Consider the following 16,984-nt stretch of genomic DNA (forward strand, 5'->3'; position numbering starts at 1 on the left):
CATTGCGGGGTGTGAACGCCTTCATCGCGAGCTTGCGCAGCCTCATATGATCCGGTGGATCGGCCAGTGCCACATTCCTGCCGAACACGGTCAGCGCCAGGCCCGCCTCCTTGAACTCCCGGCCGGCATTTTCCGGGTCGTTGCTGAAACGCGGGTCGTCCAGCAACGCGAGAACGTCGGCGTAGCGGGTCACTAGCCACACCGGAACGCCTGTTCCGGGAATCTCGAACCTATGGACAGGATCGTTCGCACGCAGCCACCGCCAGGCCGGATAGGGATCGCGGAAGTACTCCGGGCTGTGCAGCGCGGGCGACGGTCCTGACATCGGCTCTCCCCTCACGATGCTGCGGTTTGCAGCCGTCAGCGGAAGACTGCCGCCCGCATTGATCCGGCACATTAGGGGCTTCCCCCAACGCGCCCCCCTAGAGATTTCAGGATGAATGCCGGGATGGTGATCTCGGCCGCGCAGCAGAGTCCACTTCCACGTAAGATCCGCTGTCCCACGTTCGGTTGGGCAGCCATCGGCGCCTCACGCCCGCCCTCTCACATCGTGCAGAACCGGACAGGCAGCGACTCCGGCCTGCGGGAGAAGATGTTCGCCTCGTAGCGGATGTGGCTACGCGTGACCGTGAGCTCCCACTCGGGGAACCGGCTTATCAGCATGGACAGGACAATCCGCACCTCCAGCCGGGCCAGTGCCGCACCCAGGCAATTGTGCAGACCATGCCCGAAGCCGATATGACGGACGTCTCGTCGTGACAGATCCAGCCGGTCTGGATCGGCGAAGCGTTCGGGGTCGCGATTGGCCGACAGCAGCCCTCCGAGGACCGCCGCTCCTGCCGGAAGCGCGGCTCCGGCGAATTCCAGATCATGTGTGGCGAAGCGCCACCCGGACACAGCCAGCGCTCCTGCGTAGCGAAGGAGCTCCTCTACGGCCTGAGGAACGATCGACAGGTCCTTGCGCAGCAGTTCCAGCTGCTCAGGATGGTCCAGCAGGGCGAGTACGGCGTTGGCGATCAAGTTCTGCGTGGTCTCGAAGCCGGCCACGATGAGCGTCGCGACCATCGTCACCAGTTCAGCCTCGTCGAGGCGATCGGATCCGTCACGGGTTTCGATGAGGTGTGACGTGAGATCATCCATCGGGTGGGCGCGCTTGGCCGCGACAAGTTCCCGCGTATAGTCCAGGACCGTCTCAAGGGATTCCCGGACCCTCCCGGGGACACCCGACGCCACCCCCTTCATCTGTTCGGACAGACCCTCTCGCCGGTCAGCGTCCATCCCCAGGATCCGGCCTATCACATCGGCCGGTATGACGGTGGCGAGGTCGTTGACCACGTCCATCTCACCTCTCGCCCCGACCGAGCAGAGAATGTCGTCAACCATCTCCTCGACCACACCGCGCCAGATTTCGACGTTGCGCGGAGTGAACGCCTTCATGGCAAGCTTACGCAACCTCGTGTGATCGGGCGGGTCGGCCATCAGCACATTCCTGCCCAGCGGGGCGAAGCCTAGTCCTGCTGCCAGGAATTGGCGTCCGGCGTTGGCGTAGTCGTTGCTGAAGCGGGCGTCCTGAAGTAATGCGAGAACATCCGCATACCGAGTCACCAAATAGACCGGAACGTCCGTGCCGGGAAACACGAACTCGTGTACCGGGTCATGCCGACGCAGCCACGTCAAGGCAGGGTAGGGGTCCTGAAAGAACTCCGGAGTGTACAGAGCCGGTGACGGACCATTCATGACGCCTCCTCGCCGAAGCGCGCCGCCCACAGCGCGCATCATCTCCCGCCGCTCCCGACAGGGAGCCTGTCATCGGCGCGGGACCAGCACCACCAGGGAATCCCCTAGTGCACCACCCAAATGTTTGGTGAGCGGCCAGCGGTTTCCCCAAGCACTGATCAGGGTCAGGAGTCGCGCAGCCTATAGGGCAATCCCGCGGGAGCGATGTGCGGCGAGCCCGACTGGTCGTCGAACTGCGGCGCACGCAGGCAGTCCAGCACCCGCCCCACCGTTTTTTCATGCTCGTATCGGCATCCGGCACCTCTACCAGGCCTTGATTCTCGTCCGCATTCCTGGGGTTCCCCCTTAGCCGGGACACTAATTTTTGGAGCAATCGGAATTACGGGGTTAGCCGCGTCGACGGCGCGGCGGAAGATGTCTCCGAAAGGAGACGCAAATGCCTATGAGTGGAATCGGCGTCGTGGGGGCCGGCATCAGCGGCCTGACACTGGCGCTTCGGCTGCAGCAACTCGGTGTCGACGTGACGCTCTACGCGGAGAGCACAGCGGACGAGATGCGGCAGGCGCGGCTGCCGAACACGGTCGTGCGGATGAAGCACACCCGTGCTCGCGAGCGGGCGCTCGGCTGCGAACACTTCGCCTTCGACGGCAGCCTCGCCCACACCGCGACGATCTTCATCAAGGGCGAGCCTCCGCTGGAGTTCCGCGGGATGCTGGACGATCCCTTCCACGCGGTCGACTTCCGCCTGCTGCTGCCCGCCTTCCTCGACGACTTCACCACGCGCGGCGGACGCCTGGTCGTGACCGGCTCCTCTCCCGGCACCGCGGACATCGACACGTGGTCGGAGAACCACGAACTGATCGTGGTGGCTGCCGGCCGCCGATCCGTGGCCGAGCTGTTCCCGCGTGACGAACGCAGGTCACCGTACGACCGCCCCCAGCGGAGGCTGCTGTCCGGGCTCTATACCGGCATCGCCCACGCGGGCTTCGGCTACAACGTGTCCCCGGGAGTGAGCGAAACCTTCCAGATCCCGATGTGGACGCGCCATGGCCTGGTCGCCGCCATGCTGATCGAGGCGGTTCCCGGTGGACCGATGGAGGCGATCACCCGGCTGCCGTACGAGGAAGACCCGCAGACGTTCAACCGCACGTTGGAGAAACTCCTCTCGGAGCACGCGCCCCAGGTCGCCGAGCGGATCGAGTCCGATTCCTTCGGCCTGATCGGTCGCGACGACCTGCTCCAGGGTGCGATCACCCCTGTGGTGCGCGAACCGGTGGCGAAGTTGCCCAGCGGCAAGGTGGCCCTCGCCATCGGCGACGCGTGGATCACCAACGATCCGATCACCGGCCAAGGGGCGAACCTCGGATCGCACTGCGCCTGGGTCGCCGCCGAGGCCATCGCGGCGGGCGGTCCCTATGACGAACGGTTCGCCCATGCGGTGGCCGACTCGATGTGGCAGGTGGCCGGACCGGTCACCGAGTGGTCCAACGCCTTCCTCCAGCCTCCGGCCGATCATGTGGTACGGCTATTCGCCGCGGCGGCCGGCGACCAGAGCGTGGCCGACCTCTTCGCCAATCTGTTCAGCGACCCGGTGCCCGCGTGGGCGCTGCTCTCCGACCCGGCCAAGGTCGACTCCCTGCTGACGTCCCGCACGCGTCCCTGAGGGCGCGCTCTTGATCACGTCGTTCGACCACACCCCGGACAAGAACAGAGACACGATGTCCAAGACCCTCAGCCCGCATGCTCATGCCTACGACGACTTCTCGGGACCGCAGCTGAATGCCGGCAAGTGGATGTATCTGGAGTACCGCATGCCCGATGGGTCGTCCTGGCGGTGCGCCGAGCCTGGTGCGGTGACCTCGGTCGCGGACGGCGCTCTCAGCGTCTCCGTCGACCGCTTCCGACTCGAGCACGACGGCATCCAGATCATGGACAACCCGAAGCATCTGCTCCTGTCCACGAAAAGCTTCTCCCTGCCCGGGTCAGGCCTGATCACCTTCTCGGTGGACATGGCGGTCAGCTGCCGGGGCAACGACCCCCACGACTACCGGGACGGCGTCGCCGCCTTCAACGTGCTGGACATGGAGTCCGGCTGGGTCTTCGACGTGGCCGCGAACAACGACCACATGTGGGCCATCCACGAGATGCTGCCCGTGCCGAGCGCCGCGGCGGCGCCCTTCACTCATGTGGTCGAGGACCCTTTCGCCGGTCTGACCATGCGTCCGGGCCGGCCCCATCGCTGCCAGGTGGTGATCGACACCGCCGCCGGAACCGTCACCTGGCTGGTGGACGACAAGCCGATCCATCATGTGGCCTCCGCACACCTGCCCCGTCAGGTCCGGGTGGGATTGGGGATGTTCACCCTGCGTCCGATCGCCTTCGGTAAGAGCCAGTCGCTGCGAGGCCAAGGAATATCGGCGTGGTGGAGCAATCTCACCGTCGAAGAGCAGGCGTTCTGAGGCGGCCCCTGCCGCGTTACTCACATCGGAAGGGATGTCATGACCTCCATCACGCCGAGCGCGGGGCGGCGCCTCGCGGGCAAACGCGTTTTGATCACCGGGACGGCAGGCGGGCAGGGAGCGGCCGCTCAGGAGCTGTTCGCCCACGAAGGCGCCCGCGTCGTGGGATGTGATGTGATCCCCGGCGGGGCCGAGAGCACGGCGGAAAAGCTCGCGGCACAGGGATACGACGTCCACGGCGCCACAGTCGACCTGGTCGACCCCGAAGCGGCCAGAGCCTGGGTCGAGGAAGCCGCCGACCGCCTCGGTGGGATCGACGTCCTCTACAACAACGCGGCCGGCTTCGGTTTCTCCCCCTTCTCGGACTTCACCCTCGCCCTGTGGCACCACGTCATCCAGGCCGAACTCGACATCGTCTTCCACGTCACCCATCCCGCCTGGACCTACCTGCGGCAGGGCGGAGGATCGATCATCAACACGGCGTCCGTCTCCGGCGTCCGGGGTGTCGGCGGCATCGGGCAGGCCGCACACGCCGCCGCCAAGGGCGCCGTGATCGCCCTCACCCGCACCCTGGCCGCGGAGGGAGCCGCCGACGGGATCCGCGCCAACGCGATCTCGCCGGGCTTCGTCACCTCCCCCGCCACCGATGCGGCGATGGACGACTCCGCGCGCGACTACATGCTCGACATGCACCTCATCAGGCGAGCGGGCACGGGACAGGACATCGCGGCCCTGGCCCTCTACCTCGCTTCCGACGAATCCAGTTGGGTCACCGGGCAGAACATCCGCATCGACGGCGGCTGGACGGCCGGCTTCCGCTGACCGCAGCGGCGTCATCCGACCATGTCCGATGTTTCCCGAGCCGCGGTGGCGGCCATCGTCAGGACGTCCTCGTCGCGCGTGCGGTTCCCATTCCCATCCTGATCACGTCATGCCCTGCCACACGGGGCGTGCTCGAAGACCCAGGAGAAGCAACAGGGCCAAAGTTCGGGGCACCCGTAGGGGGCGTGCCCCGATGTCCTCGGACGAACCGCCGACACACGATGAGCCGTCATCTTTCCATCATCCGTTCCGGAAGGCGGTTCCATGACCAGCTCATCCCACGAGGCCGACGCCGCTCTGGTTGGGGAGGGCTACGATCCCCTTTCTCCCGGCTACGCCGAAGATCCCTATGGCTTCTACGCGCGTGCGCGTCGCCTCGCCCCGGTCTGCTACAGCACTCGCTACGACGCTTGGGTCGTGACAGGCCACGCGGAGCTCATGACGGTGGTGATGGACCCCGCTCTGTACTCCAGCTCCGACAATCTGAGCCTGCCCGTGCCACCGGCGCCCGAGGTGCGCGCTGTACTGGAGGAGGGCCACTATCCCTGGGCTCCCACCCTGTTCAACGACGATCCTCCCCACCACACCCGCGCCCGGGCCCTGTTCTCCAGGGCGTTCGCGGCCCGGCGTATCGCCACTCTGGAGCCGGCGATACGAGAGATCGCCCACGCTCTCGTCGACGAGTTCGCCGGTCAGGGCACGGTCGACCTGATGGAGCGCTTCGCTTACAGGCTTCCGCTGACCGTCATCGCGGACCTCGTCGGCGTGCCCCGCTCGGACATGCCGCAGATCAAGGCGTGGCACGACGACTGGATGTCCCTCTTCACCATGCCCTCCGTGGAACAGGCGCTTCCCGCGGCCCGCAGCGTCGTCGCCTATCAGCGCTATTACGAAGCCCTCATCGCCGACCGGCGGGCCAACCCGCGTGAGGACCTCGCCACCGCACTCACCCAAGCGGAGATCGACGGCGCGGGATTCTCCCTGGAGGAGCTCATCGCCCAGCTGATGCTGATTCTGGGCGCGGCGCACGAGACGACCACCCACCTCATCGGCAGCCTTGTCCTCCTCATGCTCCGCAACCCCGAGCAGCGCGAGGCACTGGAAGCAAACCCCCACCTGATCGGCGCCGCCGTCGACGAGGCGCTCCGTTACTCGTCGCCGGTGCAGGCCGAGCCGCGCACCGCCACGCGGGACGCCGAGTTGGCGGGGGTCACGATCCCCAAAGGTTCTCGGCTCTACGTCGTCTTCGCCTCGGCCAATCGTGACCAGGCCGTCTGGAGCACCCCCGACCGCTTCGACATCACGCGCGAGGGGCCCCAGCGGCACGTCGCCTTCGGCCATGGCATCCACTTCTGCATCGGCGCCCCGCTGGCCAGGCTGGAGGCGCGGATCGCGTACGAGGTGCTGACCGAACGTCTGCCCGGACTCCGGCTCGCACCGGGGTACACGCCGGCCTACCAGCCGAGCTTCTTCTTCCGAGGGCCGCGGGCCCTCGATCTGGAGTGGGACGCGATGACGTAGCCGAAGCCTGCCCGCGTCACCGGCGGTGGAGCCCTGCCCTGTGGATGAGGTCCCACATCCGCGCGGGGGACAGCGGGGTCTCGACGAGCCATTCGGCGATCTCGGGGACCGCCGCAGCCACGGCGTTCCCCACCGCCGCAGGCGCCACGATGGTCCCGCCCTCGCCCAGGCCCTTCATCCCGCCCGGGATGTGCGCCACGCCCACGCCCTGTCGGACACGCCCGGCCGAGGGCCGGGCGCGCGACGCGACACCGGCGCTGACCCGGCGCAGCGCCTCGGGATAGTCGCCCGAGTCGTATGTCTGGAATGTCCGTGTCTGATACGGCAGGTCCTGCGGGCCGAGCATGTTGCGCAGGCGCAGCTCCACCGGGTCGACGCCGAGCTTTCTAGCGGCCTCGTCCACGAGGCGCTCCCGCACCCACGCGGCCTCCTGCATGCCGAACCCGCGCAGGGCGCCGGTCGGCGTGGTCGAGATGACCGCGGCGGTGATCGTCGCGCCGGCGCGCTCGAAGACGTACGGGCCGGGAAGCATGGCGGCGGAGATGCGGAACGGGCCCGTCCCCTTGGTTGACGCGTGCGCGCCGCAGTTGCCGACGATGTCACTGTGGATCGCCAGGAACCGGCCGTCGGGGTCCAGTGCCAGCCGTGCCCGGTGCCACGCGTCACGGGCGTGGAAGGTCGCGTGGAAGTGCTCCCGGCGGTCCTCGATCCACTTGACCGGCCGCCCTGTTCTCATGGCCGCCAGGCAGGCCAGCACCTCGTCCGCGTACAGATGGTCCTTGCAGCCGAACCCGCCGCCGACGTCGCGGGCGACGACCCGCACCTGATCGGCGCGCAGGCCGAGGGCCACGGCGAGGCTGTCGCGGACGTGGTGCGTCACCTGCGTGGACATCCACACGGTCAGCGTCTCCGCCCCGGTGTCCCACTGCGCGACCAGGCCGCGGGGTTCGAGCGGGTTGACCGCGACGCGCTGGATCCGCAGGCGGCGCTCGACCACGTGCGCCGCGCCGGCGATCACCCCTTCGATCTCGTCGCGGGGGTCGCCGACGTCGTAGGCGGCCACCACGTTGGTCCCCCACTCGAGATACAGCAGGGGCGCGTTTTCCCCCAGCGCCTCGTCGGCGTAGACCACCGCGGGCAGCTCCTCGTATGCGATGTCGAGCAGATCGAGGGCGTCCTCGGCCGCCGCCCGGCTGTCCGCCACGACCACCCCGATCGGCTGACCGCCACGACCACCCCGATCGGCTGACCGACATACCGGACCTCGGTGGACACCACGGGAACACTCGTCTGCCGCTGGCCGGGAGCGATCCACACAAGAGGTATCCGGCCGGTGCCGGCCGCGGCCTGGTCGAGGGTGACCACGGTGGTGACATCCGCTGCGGCCGTCGCCGTCTCCGCGCCGAACCCGACGACGCGCCCATGCGGGATCGAGGGCCTGACGATGGCCGCGTGCAGCATGCCGGGGAGGGAAAGGTCGTCGACGTAGGTCCTGCGACCCGTCAGGAGTCTGCCGTCGTTCACCCGGCCGACCCGGGCGCCGACCAGGCCCGGTCATGCCGGAACCTCGGTCGTGCCCCGTCCGCCCGCGTCGAGTGCGGCCCAGCGGCGGCGGACCGCCGCACGGATGCCCTGATAACCGGTGCATCGGCAGATGTGCGCTCCGAGCACGTCCTCGCACACCTCCTGACAGGGGATGCCTGACCTTTCCGCGGCCAGCAGGCTCATCAGGACGCCGGGGGTGCAGAAGCCACACTGAAGGCCGTGCTCGTCGCGCATGGCCTCCTGCATGGGTGACAGCTCCCCCCTCGGGCGCCAGCCCCTCCACCGTCTCGACGTGCGCCCCGTCGACCTGTACGGCCAAGCCAGCAGGAGGCAGGATCGGACGGGTGTGCCGTCCACCAGGACCGTGCAGGAACCGCAGACACCCTGCTTGCACCCCACGTGGTGCCGGTCAGCCCGAGCTCGTGCCGCAAGAAGTCGGAAAGGAGCGTCCGCACCTCGGCTCTTCCCTTCGTCTCGCGGCCGTTGACCGAGAGAACCACCTCACGCGTCTCCGCCTTCACGCCGCCTGCTCCTCTCGGTCCCAGCCCTCGATCGTCCTCCGGACCAGCGCCGCCAGGATCCCCCTGCGGAACACCGCGCCGCCGTGCACATCCGTCGGCGGGTCAACCTCCAGCGAGGCGAGGGCACCCGCCTGCTCCGCCGCGCCCGCGTCGAGCCGCCGGCCGGCGAGAGCGCCCTCCGCCTCCAGCAGCCGGACCGGCCGGTCCGCAACCCCGATGGCGGCCAGCCGGGCCTCGCTGACGATTCCCTCCTGAACACGCAGGCCCACGCAGACGGCCGCGATCGCCGTCCCGCCCCGGTGCCGGGCGAACTCCCGGAATCGGAAGGCGAACCCGGGGCGGATCGGGAAGATCACTTCGGTCAGCAGTTCGTCGGGCCCGCGTGCCGTGACGAAGCCGGACCTGAAGAACTCGTCCCAGCCCACCACCCGTTCTCCTCCTCTCGAAACGAGCCGTACGGCGCCGTCGAGCGCGGCCAGCACGGCGGGCAGCTCCGACGAGGGGTCGGCATGGGCGATGTTGCCGCCGATCGTGCAACGGTTGCGGATCTGGGGGTGCGCGATGTGACCGATCGCCTCGGCGAGCACGGGCAGGGCGTCCGCCACCTCGGCGTCGCGCTCGGCGGCGAACGCCCGGACCAGCGCGCCGATCCGCAGGGCGCCGCCGTCTCGGCTCATCCGACCCAAGCCATCGACCTTGTTGATGTCGACGACGACCCTGGGCCGTACGAGCCGCATGGTGAGGAGCGGGAGCAGGCTCTGACCGCCGGCCAGCACGCGGGCGTCGTCGCCGTGCTCGGCGAGTGCGTCGAGTCCCTCCGGCAGCGTCCGTGGATCCTGATAGGAGAAGACGGGTGGCTTCATGCGGCCCTGCCTTGTGGAGATCGGGGCGTGCGGACGGGGCGGTGACGACATCCGTTCGTTCCGCGGCCGGTTCGCGCGGCGCTTGCTCACCGCGGGGAGGTGACCACGCGGGCCTCGGGCCTACGCGCCCGCGGTTCCCGTGCACGCACTCCCAGCAGCGCCAGCCCGGCGGTGGCCGCGCCGAGCAAGACCCAGGCCGTCGTGTAGCCGGCGGCCGGGACGAGCAGCCCGAACGCCCAGGGCAGGACGAAGCCGCCGACGGCAGTGATCGTCAGCATGAGGCCGACCGCCGTCCCGATGTTCTCCGGACGAACAGTGCGATCTTCCCCAGGGATCGTCTCCCAGACCGCGAAGGCGCCGTTGAACGCGAACCCGACGATGAACGCCGGCACCCAGAACCAGGACTCGCCGGCCACGGGGATCAGCAGCAGGCCGACGGCCTCCAGGAGGACGGCCACCAGGAGCACGAGCCGCGGCTTGCCGAGCCGGTCGGAGACCAGGCCGATGACGAGAGGGCCGGGAATCCCGGCCAGGCCGGCGATCAGCGAAGCGAGACCGGCGGTCGAGAAGTGACGGTAGTCGGCGCCGTAGCCGCCGAGAAGCTGGGAGGCCGCCAGGAACGACCCGTAGCCTCCGAGGAAGGCGACGCCGTAGATCCACAGTCTGCGGTTGCCGAGAGTCTGACGCACGGCGTCGCCGGTAATACGCACGCCCGTGAGGCTCCTCCCGCCGGGCGGCGGGCGGAAGACCACACCGACGGCGGCCCCCGTGACCACGCACAGCACGCCGCCGGCGACCAGCGCCCGCCTCCAGCCGACGGCGTCGGCGAGGTCGGCCCAGACATACAGGCCGAGGGCGGTGCCGAGACTGAACATCGCCGACACCACACCGAGGGCGAAACCGTGCGCGCGACCGGCGAACCACACGCTCACCGCGGCGATGCCGATGCCCGCGTAGATCGAGGCCCCGACACCGCAGACGATCCGCAGGACCAGGAGCTGGGTGTAGTCGGCCGCGACCCCCGACAGCGCCCCGGTGATCCCCTCCACCACCAGGCCGATGACGAGGGTCCTGCGGATGCCCAGCCGGGTGGACAGGAAGCCGGCGGGGATGTGGAACACGCCGTACCCCGCCACGAACGCGGAGATGAGCAGGGCCACCTGGGGGATCTCCACCCGGAACTCCACGCTGATCGGGCCGAAGGCGGGCGCGAGGTCGAACCAGTTGACGGTCATCATCACGAAACCGAGCGAGACGACCGTCATCACAGCCCAGCGGCGCCCTCCCGACGACGACGTCGGAGGCTCCGGGGGCGACTCGGCGAGACCGGACATGAACATCCCTTCACGTGCGAAGACGTTCCTTGTTCAGTGGCGTGGCACGCCCCTCGTCGGCGTGCCTTTCTCGTCGCTTCCGCCGTATCCATGACTCGCGCAGCCGATCGGTTCCGGGAGTCGTCGAGCGTGGTTTCGTCCTTCCGTCAGGACGATTGGGCTTCTGCCGCGGATTCTTCTTCGAGAAGTACGGCCCTGACATCAGGGGGCGCCCCCAAGCGGGCTCCCCAATCCTCGGATGAGCCGACCCGGAGGATAGGCGTCGACGGCACACATCCCAGGCGTCCGCTCGCTCGCACACACCGGTCGCGGCGACGCCGCCATGAGCGGCCTTCAGCGTCCCCGGCGGTGTGCCTCACCTCAGGGGCGCATGTCAGGGATTGGCTGGGGAGACCGGCGGAATCGCTGGGGTGGCGCCCGAATGCGGCCCTGCGCCTGAAGCAGATAGTCAATGTCAATGTGCGAAACAGGTTGGCGAACTGACGAAAGCGCCCGCGACAGCGGGCGTCGAGGCACCTAACCGGAGATCGCACCGTCTTCACAGGGCCGCCGCCGGCGCGGGATTCGGCTGCGTCACTCATCCGTGCACTCGACGGCGCACCCTGTCCGTCAAGCATCCGAGGAGGACCCTCATGTCAATGCCAATTCGGCTCCGCCGCGCCCTGGGCGCCCTGGCGATGCTCACCGCGACCGTCGCGGCCGTCCCCGCCATCTCCGCCGCACCGGCGAACGCGGCGACGGGGATCTCCGTGCGCCTCTGGGAGATCCAATGCCTGGAGAAGAGCGACGTCGGCCATGGTGACCGCCCGTACTTCGTGGTGTTCACCGGAAGCCCGACCAACCCCGATGACAACCGGACTGTGCTGGTCGACCCCGGCATCATCACAACGGACCGCCCGCTCCCGTACTACCCCAAGACGCTCATCGCCAGCCGGGTGCCCTCCGGCTCGCTCACCGTCACCGTGATGGTCGAGCAGGACGATGACAGAGACCTGACGTTGGATCAGATCCAGAAGATCGGCGACGCGATGCGCGGCGACTACCAGAAGTACTTCTTGAAGCCCGCCGGTGAGAGGGCGGGCTTGATGCGCGCGGCCCTCAGGTCCTACGTGGAGGGTTATCTGGGCTGGGACGACAATGACGACATCCTGGGTGACAGCTACGCCACGGTCTATCAGGGCAAGGTGACTTCCTCCATGTCGTTCACGGGAGACGGCGGCGACTACAGGATCTATTACACCAGCTGACAACAACCGACCGACCGGAGTGTTTCGCGCCACGGCAGCGCGACCACGGCTCTGATCACCGCGATCGCGGTCATCTCGGCGATCAACGGCGCTCCGGTGACCTCGCCCTCACGGAAGATCGCGTTCCGCCCACGAGAACAGGCACGGGCGGAACTTGGAAAAGGGGATTTTGAATAGGTGAGTAGCCCGGATCGTGTGCCGGTCACCGGCCGCCGAACGGCACAAGGGCGGGGTCTCACGGCTGCCTTCTCAACCGATGGGTTTCGGGCCGCTCGCCGAAAGACCTAGTGCTCGAATGCGCGCGCAGACGCCGAGCCTCGGCGGAAGTTGTCCATCGATCGTCAGAGAGGAATTCTTATGTCATCTGTGCCCCGCCGGCTCCGGTACGCCCTGGGCGCGCTGGCCATGGTCACGGCCGCCGCTACCACGTTCACCGCCACTCCGGCGAACGCGGCGACGGGGATCTCGATACGCCTCTGGAAGATTGAATGCGTGGAGCAGAGCGACTGGGGGTCGAGCGGCGACCGCCCGTACTTCGTGGTGTTCATCGTCAGCCCGAACCACCGCACAGGGACGGTGCTGGTCGACCCCGGCATCTACACCAAGAGCCAATCCACCTACCTCCCCCAGACGCTCATCACCGGCAATGCGTCTTCCAGGGCTCTCACCGTCACTCTCACCGTCACCGTGATGCTTGAGCAGGACGAGGCCAGGGACCTGGCGCCGGAGCAGATCGACGGGATCGACGCCAGCATGAGCCACGATTATTGGTTCGAGATGCCCTCCATGGAGTCCACCCACGAGAAGGCGGCCTGGCTGGGGGCCCGGCTCAGGTCCAAAGTAGATGCCATTCTGACCGAGAACGCCAAAGACGTCATCCCGGGAAACGGCGACGACGACATCCTGGGCACCAGCTACGCCACGGTCCAGCAGGGCCAGGCGACCGCCCCGATGTCGTTCAAGGAAGACGACGGCTACTACAGGGTCTATTACACCGGCTGACGGCAGCCGACCGACCGGAGTGTTTCGCGCCACGGCGGCGCGACCACGGCTCTGATCACCTGATCGTGGTCACCTCGGCGATCAACTGTGCTCGCCGAGGTGACCATTCCTTCACCGCTGAGCAGGGACCAGTCCGTGTGATCAGGGTCAGTCCGGACCCGCAGGCACCGGGGCCGTCGACCCCGATCACGATCAGGGCGCCGAAGGCCGCAACGGGGCCGACAGTGGCATGCCCGATGGTGGGAGCTGACCTGCTCGGTGCCCAGCATTGCGTCCGACACCGCGGGGGGCGGCGGTTGCGGAGGTCGCGGTCTGGCCATCCGGTCGTCACCGCCGGGATTCCTACCGGGAGCCGCCCCAACACTAGGGGCTCGTGTCAGGGATGACCCCGATACCGGAGACCGGCAACGGGAGTTTCATGAGGAAACCCGCTTGCGACCCTTCCAGCCAGAACGGGTCAAGTTGGGCAGCGTTGTTTCTTTCTTTTCGATGGAGGCAGGTTCATGAAACGGTCAACGACCGGAGAAGTCCAGCCGAACGTCAGAGCGCAAGATTTCGTGTTCGTGAACTCCGGAAGCCCGGAGGATCTGTTCGAATTCTTCACCTCGCCGCAAACCCTGAACCTGCCGGTCGCGTGGGATTACCAGAGCTACGGCGATTTCTGGAGTGGGGCTGCTTATATTGGCAGAACCAATCTGCAATTCTTCAGGTTCGATACCGATCTGGTGCCTCGACTCCCGGAGGGCACGGCCCGGTTTCACGGGATCGGATTCGAGGCCGCCGGCTCCCTGCAAGACACTCTCGATTATTTGAAGGATCAGAATATCGAATGGGAGAGGGGCGACATCAATGTCGGTTCCACCTTGCTGTGCACGAACATATATCCGGTCAATCTGGATCATCCGGCCCAGAGCGACACGGGGCTGCGGACGCAGATAACGTTCTACGGACCGGACTTCTACTCGGCCACCTTCAGGGCGGCGACCCCCAGCGAATATCGGGACGCGGCGGACCGCGAGCTCATCGATGTGCGCAGCGGAGGACCGCTGGGAATCCAAAATGCGATGACAGTGGTCGTCGAATCCCCCGACGCCCCGGCCGCACAGAGCGGATTCGGACGTTTCCTGGGGATCGAGCCGAACTCCCACGGCGCATTCGAGTTCGAGGACGGTCCCGCATTGAAAGTCATCCCCGGTCGGACAGAGAAGTGGGCGAAGCTCGTGCTGAAGGTGTCCGACCTGGATGCGGCGAAGGACTATCTCGATGGCAACAACATGTTGGGGATCCACAGCGCGGAACACGTGCAGATCGCCCCTAGCGCGATCCAGGGCCTCACCATCGAGCTGAGAGAGAGCTGAGAAGGGGCTGCCGAACCCTGCCGATGGGACAGCCGAACCATATCGCGGCGAACTGCGACGCGGGATCTCATCGTAGCGCCACGAGCAGCATTCCCCAGCTTGGGCGGTGTGTCTCGCGGCCGTCCGGCCGACGGCACGATACGCGAATGTCAGGGATTGCTCGGGGAGCCCGAGCGAATCATTAAGGTAGCACCCCAATGCGCTCACACGCACAAATCAGATAGTCATATAGAGGTGCGAGCAAGGCACGGCACTTTGGCGAAAATCGCCGGTAACGGGGTCAAGGCGTCCGCCCACTGCTCGCACCGTCTTCGCGGGCCACGGCCGGTGCCGGATTCGGCTGCGCCACTCATCGTGCGCAGCAACTGTCTCGGCCCTCGGCGACACGCCTATTTCGTTAATCACCATACAAGGAATTCCATGTCATCCATATCATGCTGGCTCCGGCGCACCATGAGCGCGCTCACGGTTGCCGCCGCGGCGATTCCCGTCATCGCCTCCGGAAGTCCCGCCAACGCGGCGACGGGGATCACCGTCGATCTCCGGCAAATCGTCTGCGCAGAGATGAACGACACAGCGGGCAGCGACACTCCGTACTTCGTGGTATTCATCGGCAGCCCGACCAATCCCGACGACACCCGGGTCGAGGTGGTCTACCCCGGTATCGAAACCACTCCCAGAAAAACCCCATACACCCCGAAGACGAAAATCGCTACTAACGTCCCATCCGGCTCGCTCACAGTCACGGTCATGCTTGAACAGGACGGACCTTTCGGGGATCTCAACCCAGGACATCAGATCCCTAACATAATGCATAACGAGTACCAGAAGTATTTCTGGCAGCCCATAGAGAAGAAGGCCGCCGCGCTTCGGACCGCCCTGAGATCCGCGGTCAAATCAGAAATGAAAAGCGAACTCCTGGGCAGGGACGACATCCTGGGAGACAGTTACGCCACCGTCTACCAGAACACCGTGACCGCCCCGATGAAATTTGCCGAGGACGACGGCGAGTACGTGGTCCGCTACGCCGGCGGCGCCTGACGGCGTCCCGGCCGGACCGGCAGGCCAGGCGTCGCGTCACGGCGACGCGAAACGGCTCTGATCACCCGATCGTGGTCACCTCGGCGATCAACGGCGCTCGCCGAGGTGACCATTTCCGTTAGAGACAGGCCGAGGACGGGCGCGGCAGCGGCCCGGAGCGAAAAATAGGGGCGTCGCCTTGGGGTCCGCCCCGGTGTGCGAATGGGAATGCCGGGAGACGATGCCCCGGTGCCTTTGGTCGATCACCGGGCCTGCAACCCGGGACGACGGGCAGGGCTCCCATTGTATGGAGGGACGACATGTCGGCTGAACAACCTTCTCCCACGTTGTACACACCAGAGTTCTTCCGGGATCCCTATCCCACTCTCGAATGGTTCCGAGACCATGCGCCCGTAGCACAATTCCAGTTTCCGGTAGGGGACGTTCCCGTCTGGCTGGTCACGCGATACGAGGATGTACGGTTCGTGCTGGGCGACCCCCGGTTCAGCGCCAATCCCGCCCACGCCAACAGCGAGATCCAGGCATCTGGAATATTGTACTCTTCTCTGCCTCCCGGGATGGGCCAAGCGGATCCGCCCGACCACGCCCGGCTACGCAAACCCGTCATGGCGGTGTTCACGGCCCGGAGGATCCAGGCGTGGAGCCAGGTGGCCCACGACGTGGTGCGTTCCCTGCTCGAAGGGTTTCGGAACCGCTCGGAAATAGACCTCGTGCCCGAGTACGCGCATGTCCTGCCCGCCGAGATCATCGGCCGCATTCTCGGGTTCCAGCCTGATGATAGGTGCCAGGCGGCCGAGGATGTCCGGATCCTCTTCTCGGGTCACCCGGACAAAATCCCGGCTGCCATCAAGAGTCTCATCGAACTGTCCGAAGACTTGATCGCCACCAAGCGTGCTCACCCGGACGACGACCTGGTGACGCATCTGGTCCAGATGCGGGACGACGGGGGCGGCCTCGACGAGGCCGAGTTGATCGGCACGGTGACCAATCTCATCCTGGGAGGGTATGACACCACGCAGAACCTCATCGGCAACGCGGTTCTCGCGCTCCTCGACCATCCGGTGCAGCGGAGGCTGCTCCAGGATCAACCATCTCTTCATACTGCAGCGGTCGAGGAGTTCCTCCGCTACGAAGGCGCTCTGCTGGCCACCTGGAGGTATGCCACCGAGCCCGTCGCCGTCGGCGGTGTGGAGCTGCCCGCGGGGGCAGCCATACTTCCCCTCACCCTGTCGGCGAACCGTGACCCGCGGCGTTTTCCGAATCCGGACGTTCTGGACATCACCCGCTCCGATGTCAAACACGTGGGCTTCGGACACGGCCTGCACAACTGTGTCGGTGCAGCGCTGGCCCGACTCGAAACGGAGATCGCGGTCCCGGCGATCATGAGCGAGTTCCCCGATCTCAGGCTGGGGGTGGCGCGCGAGAAGGTGTGCTATAGGGACAGCTTCTATATGCGAGGCCTTGTCGAGCTGCCGGTCGAACTCCGTTGAGAAGACCCATCGCGCGGGACCGGCCAGGTGGGCGCGTGACGGCC

14 protein-coding genes and 2 pseudogenes are annotated in these 16,984 nt (G+C 66.9%); 9 read left to right on the forward strand and 7 right to left on the reverse strand.

Going from position 1 to position 16,984, the window contains the following annotated elements; all coding sequences use genetic code 11:
* Positions 1–397 (reverse strand): annotated as a pseudogene (locus tag IL992_RS37275) (cytochrome P450); the annotation flags it as partial.
* A gap of 146 nt (positions 398–543) precedes the next feature.
* Complete coding sequence (locus IL992_RS37280) at positions 544–1,737, reverse strand: cytochrome P450 family protein (RefSeq protein WP_193208021.1); 1,194 nt, start codon at positions 1,735–1,737, stop codon at positions 544–546.
* A gap of 442 nt (positions 1,738–2,179) precedes the next feature.
* On the opposite strand from IL992_RS37280, the gene IL992_RS37285 reads away from it, so the two are divergent.
* The 4 genes from IL992_RS37285 (at position 2,180) to IL992_RS37300 (ending at position 6,539) form a co-directional block, all read left to right on the forward strand.
* Complete coding sequence (locus tag IL992_RS37285; protein WP_193208022.1) at positions 2,180–3,400, forward strand: styrene monooxygenase/indole monooxygenase family protein; 1,221 nt, start codon at positions 2,180–2,182, stop codon at positions 3,398–3,400.
* Between the two features lie 10 nt (positions 3,401–3,410).
* The gene (locus tag IL992_RS37290; RefSeq protein ID WP_226874519.1) at positions 3,411–4,196 is read left to right on the forward strand and encodes a DUF6081 family protein; all 786 of its coding nucleotides are present in this window, start codon (positions 3,411–3,413) and stop codon (positions 4,194–4,196) included.
* Between the two features lie 39 nt (positions 4,197–4,235).
* Entirely contained in the window at positions 4,236–5,018 is a 783-nt protein-coding gene (locus tag IL992_RS37295) for an SDR family NAD(P)-dependent oxidoreductase (protein WP_193208023.1), read from the forward strand.
* Between the two features lie 264 nt (positions 5,019–5,282).
* On the forward strand, positions 5,283–6,539 hold the full coding sequence (locus IL992_RS37300) for a cytochrome P450 (RefSeq protein ID WP_193208024.1): 1,257 nt from the start codon (positions 5,283–5,285) through the stop codon (positions 6,537–6,539).
* A 16-nt stretch (positions 6,540–6,555) separates the two neighbouring features.
* On the opposite strand, the gene IL992_RS37305 is transcribed toward IL992_RS37300, so the two are convergent.
* The 5 genes and pseudogenes from IL992_RS37305 to IL992_RS37320 all read right to left on the reverse strand — a co-directional run bounded on the left by IL992_RS37305 (position 6,556) and on the right by IL992_RS37320 (position 10,802).
* The gene (locus IL992_RS37305) at positions 6,556–7,743 is read right to left on the reverse strand and encodes a xanthine dehydrogenase family protein molybdopterin-binding subunit (protein WP_193208025.1); all 1,188 of its coding nucleotides are present in this window, start codon (positions 7,741–7,743) and stop codon (positions 6,556–6,558) included.
* A gap of 23 nt (positions 7,744–7,766) precedes the next feature.
* Positions 7,767–8,063 (reverse strand): annotated as a pseudogene (locus IL992_RS49130) (xanthine dehydrogenase family protein molybdopterin-binding subunit); the annotation flags it as partial.
* A 30-nt stretch (positions 8,064–8,093) separates the two neighbouring features.
* Positions 8,094–8,330, reverse strand: coding sequence for a 2Fe-2S iron-sulfur cluster-binding protein (locus IL992_RS47000; RefSeq protein WP_226874520.1), 237 nt, complete (start codon positions 8,328–8,330; stop codon positions 8,094–8,096).
* Positions 8,331–8,601: 271 nt separating this feature from the next.
* The gene (locus IL992_RS37315) at positions 8,602–9,468 is read right to left on the reverse strand and encodes an FAD binding domain-containing protein (RefSeq protein ID WP_193208026.1); all 867 of its coding nucleotides are present in this window, start codon (positions 9,466–9,468) and stop codon (positions 8,602–8,604) included.
* An 86-nt stretch (positions 9,469–9,554) separates the two neighbouring features.
* On the reverse strand, positions 9,555–10,802 hold the full coding sequence (locus IL992_RS37320; RefSeq protein ID WP_193208027.1) for an MFS transporter: 1,248 nt from the start codon (positions 10,800–10,802) through the stop codon (positions 9,555–9,557).
* A 632-nt stretch (positions 10,803–11,434) separates the two neighbouring features.
* Here IL992_RS37320 and IL992_RS37325 point away from each other — a divergent pair.
* The 5 genes from IL992_RS37325 to IL992_RS37345 all read left to right on the forward strand — a co-directional run bounded on the left by IL992_RS37325 (position 11,435) and on the right by IL992_RS37345 (position 16,940).
* Positions 11,435–12,049 carry a hypothetical protein gene (locus tag IL992_RS37325; RefSeq protein WP_193208028.1) on the forward strand — a complete coding sequence of 205 codons (615 nt, stop codon included), beginning with the start codon at positions 11,435–11,437 and terminating at the stop codon, positions 12,047–12,049.
* Positions 12,050–12,406: 357 nt separating this feature from the next.
* On the forward strand, positions 12,407–13,051 hold the full coding sequence (locus tag IL992_RS37330) for a hypothetical protein (protein WP_193208029.1): 645 nt from the start codon (positions 12,407–12,409) through the stop codon (positions 13,049–13,051).
* A 503-nt stretch (positions 13,052–13,554) separates the two neighbouring features.
* Positions 13,555–14,409, forward strand: coding sequence for a hypothetical protein (locus tag IL992_RS37335; RefSeq protein WP_193208030.1), 855 nt, complete (start codon positions 13,555–13,557; stop codon positions 14,407–14,409).
* 420 nt (positions 14,410–14,829) lie between these two features.
* Complete coding sequence (locus IL992_RS37340; RefSeq protein WP_193208031.1) at positions 14,830–15,450, forward strand: hypothetical protein; 621 nt, start codon at positions 14,830–14,832, stop codon at positions 15,448–15,450.
* Positions 15,451–15,749: 299 nt separating this feature from the next.
* Positions 15,750–16,940 (forward strand): cytochrome P450 family protein, encoded by a 1,191-nt coding sequence (locus IL992_RS37345; RefSeq protein WP_193208032.1) that lies wholly within the window; start codon positions 15,750–15,752, stop codon positions 16,938–16,940.
* The last annotated feature ends 44 nt before the right edge of the window (positions 16,941–16,984 follow it).

This window comes from Microbispora sitophila (genome assembly GCF_014892245.1).
Lineage (GTDB): Bacteria > Actinomycetota > Actinomycetes > Streptosporangiales > Streptosporangiaceae > Microbispora > Microbispora siamensis.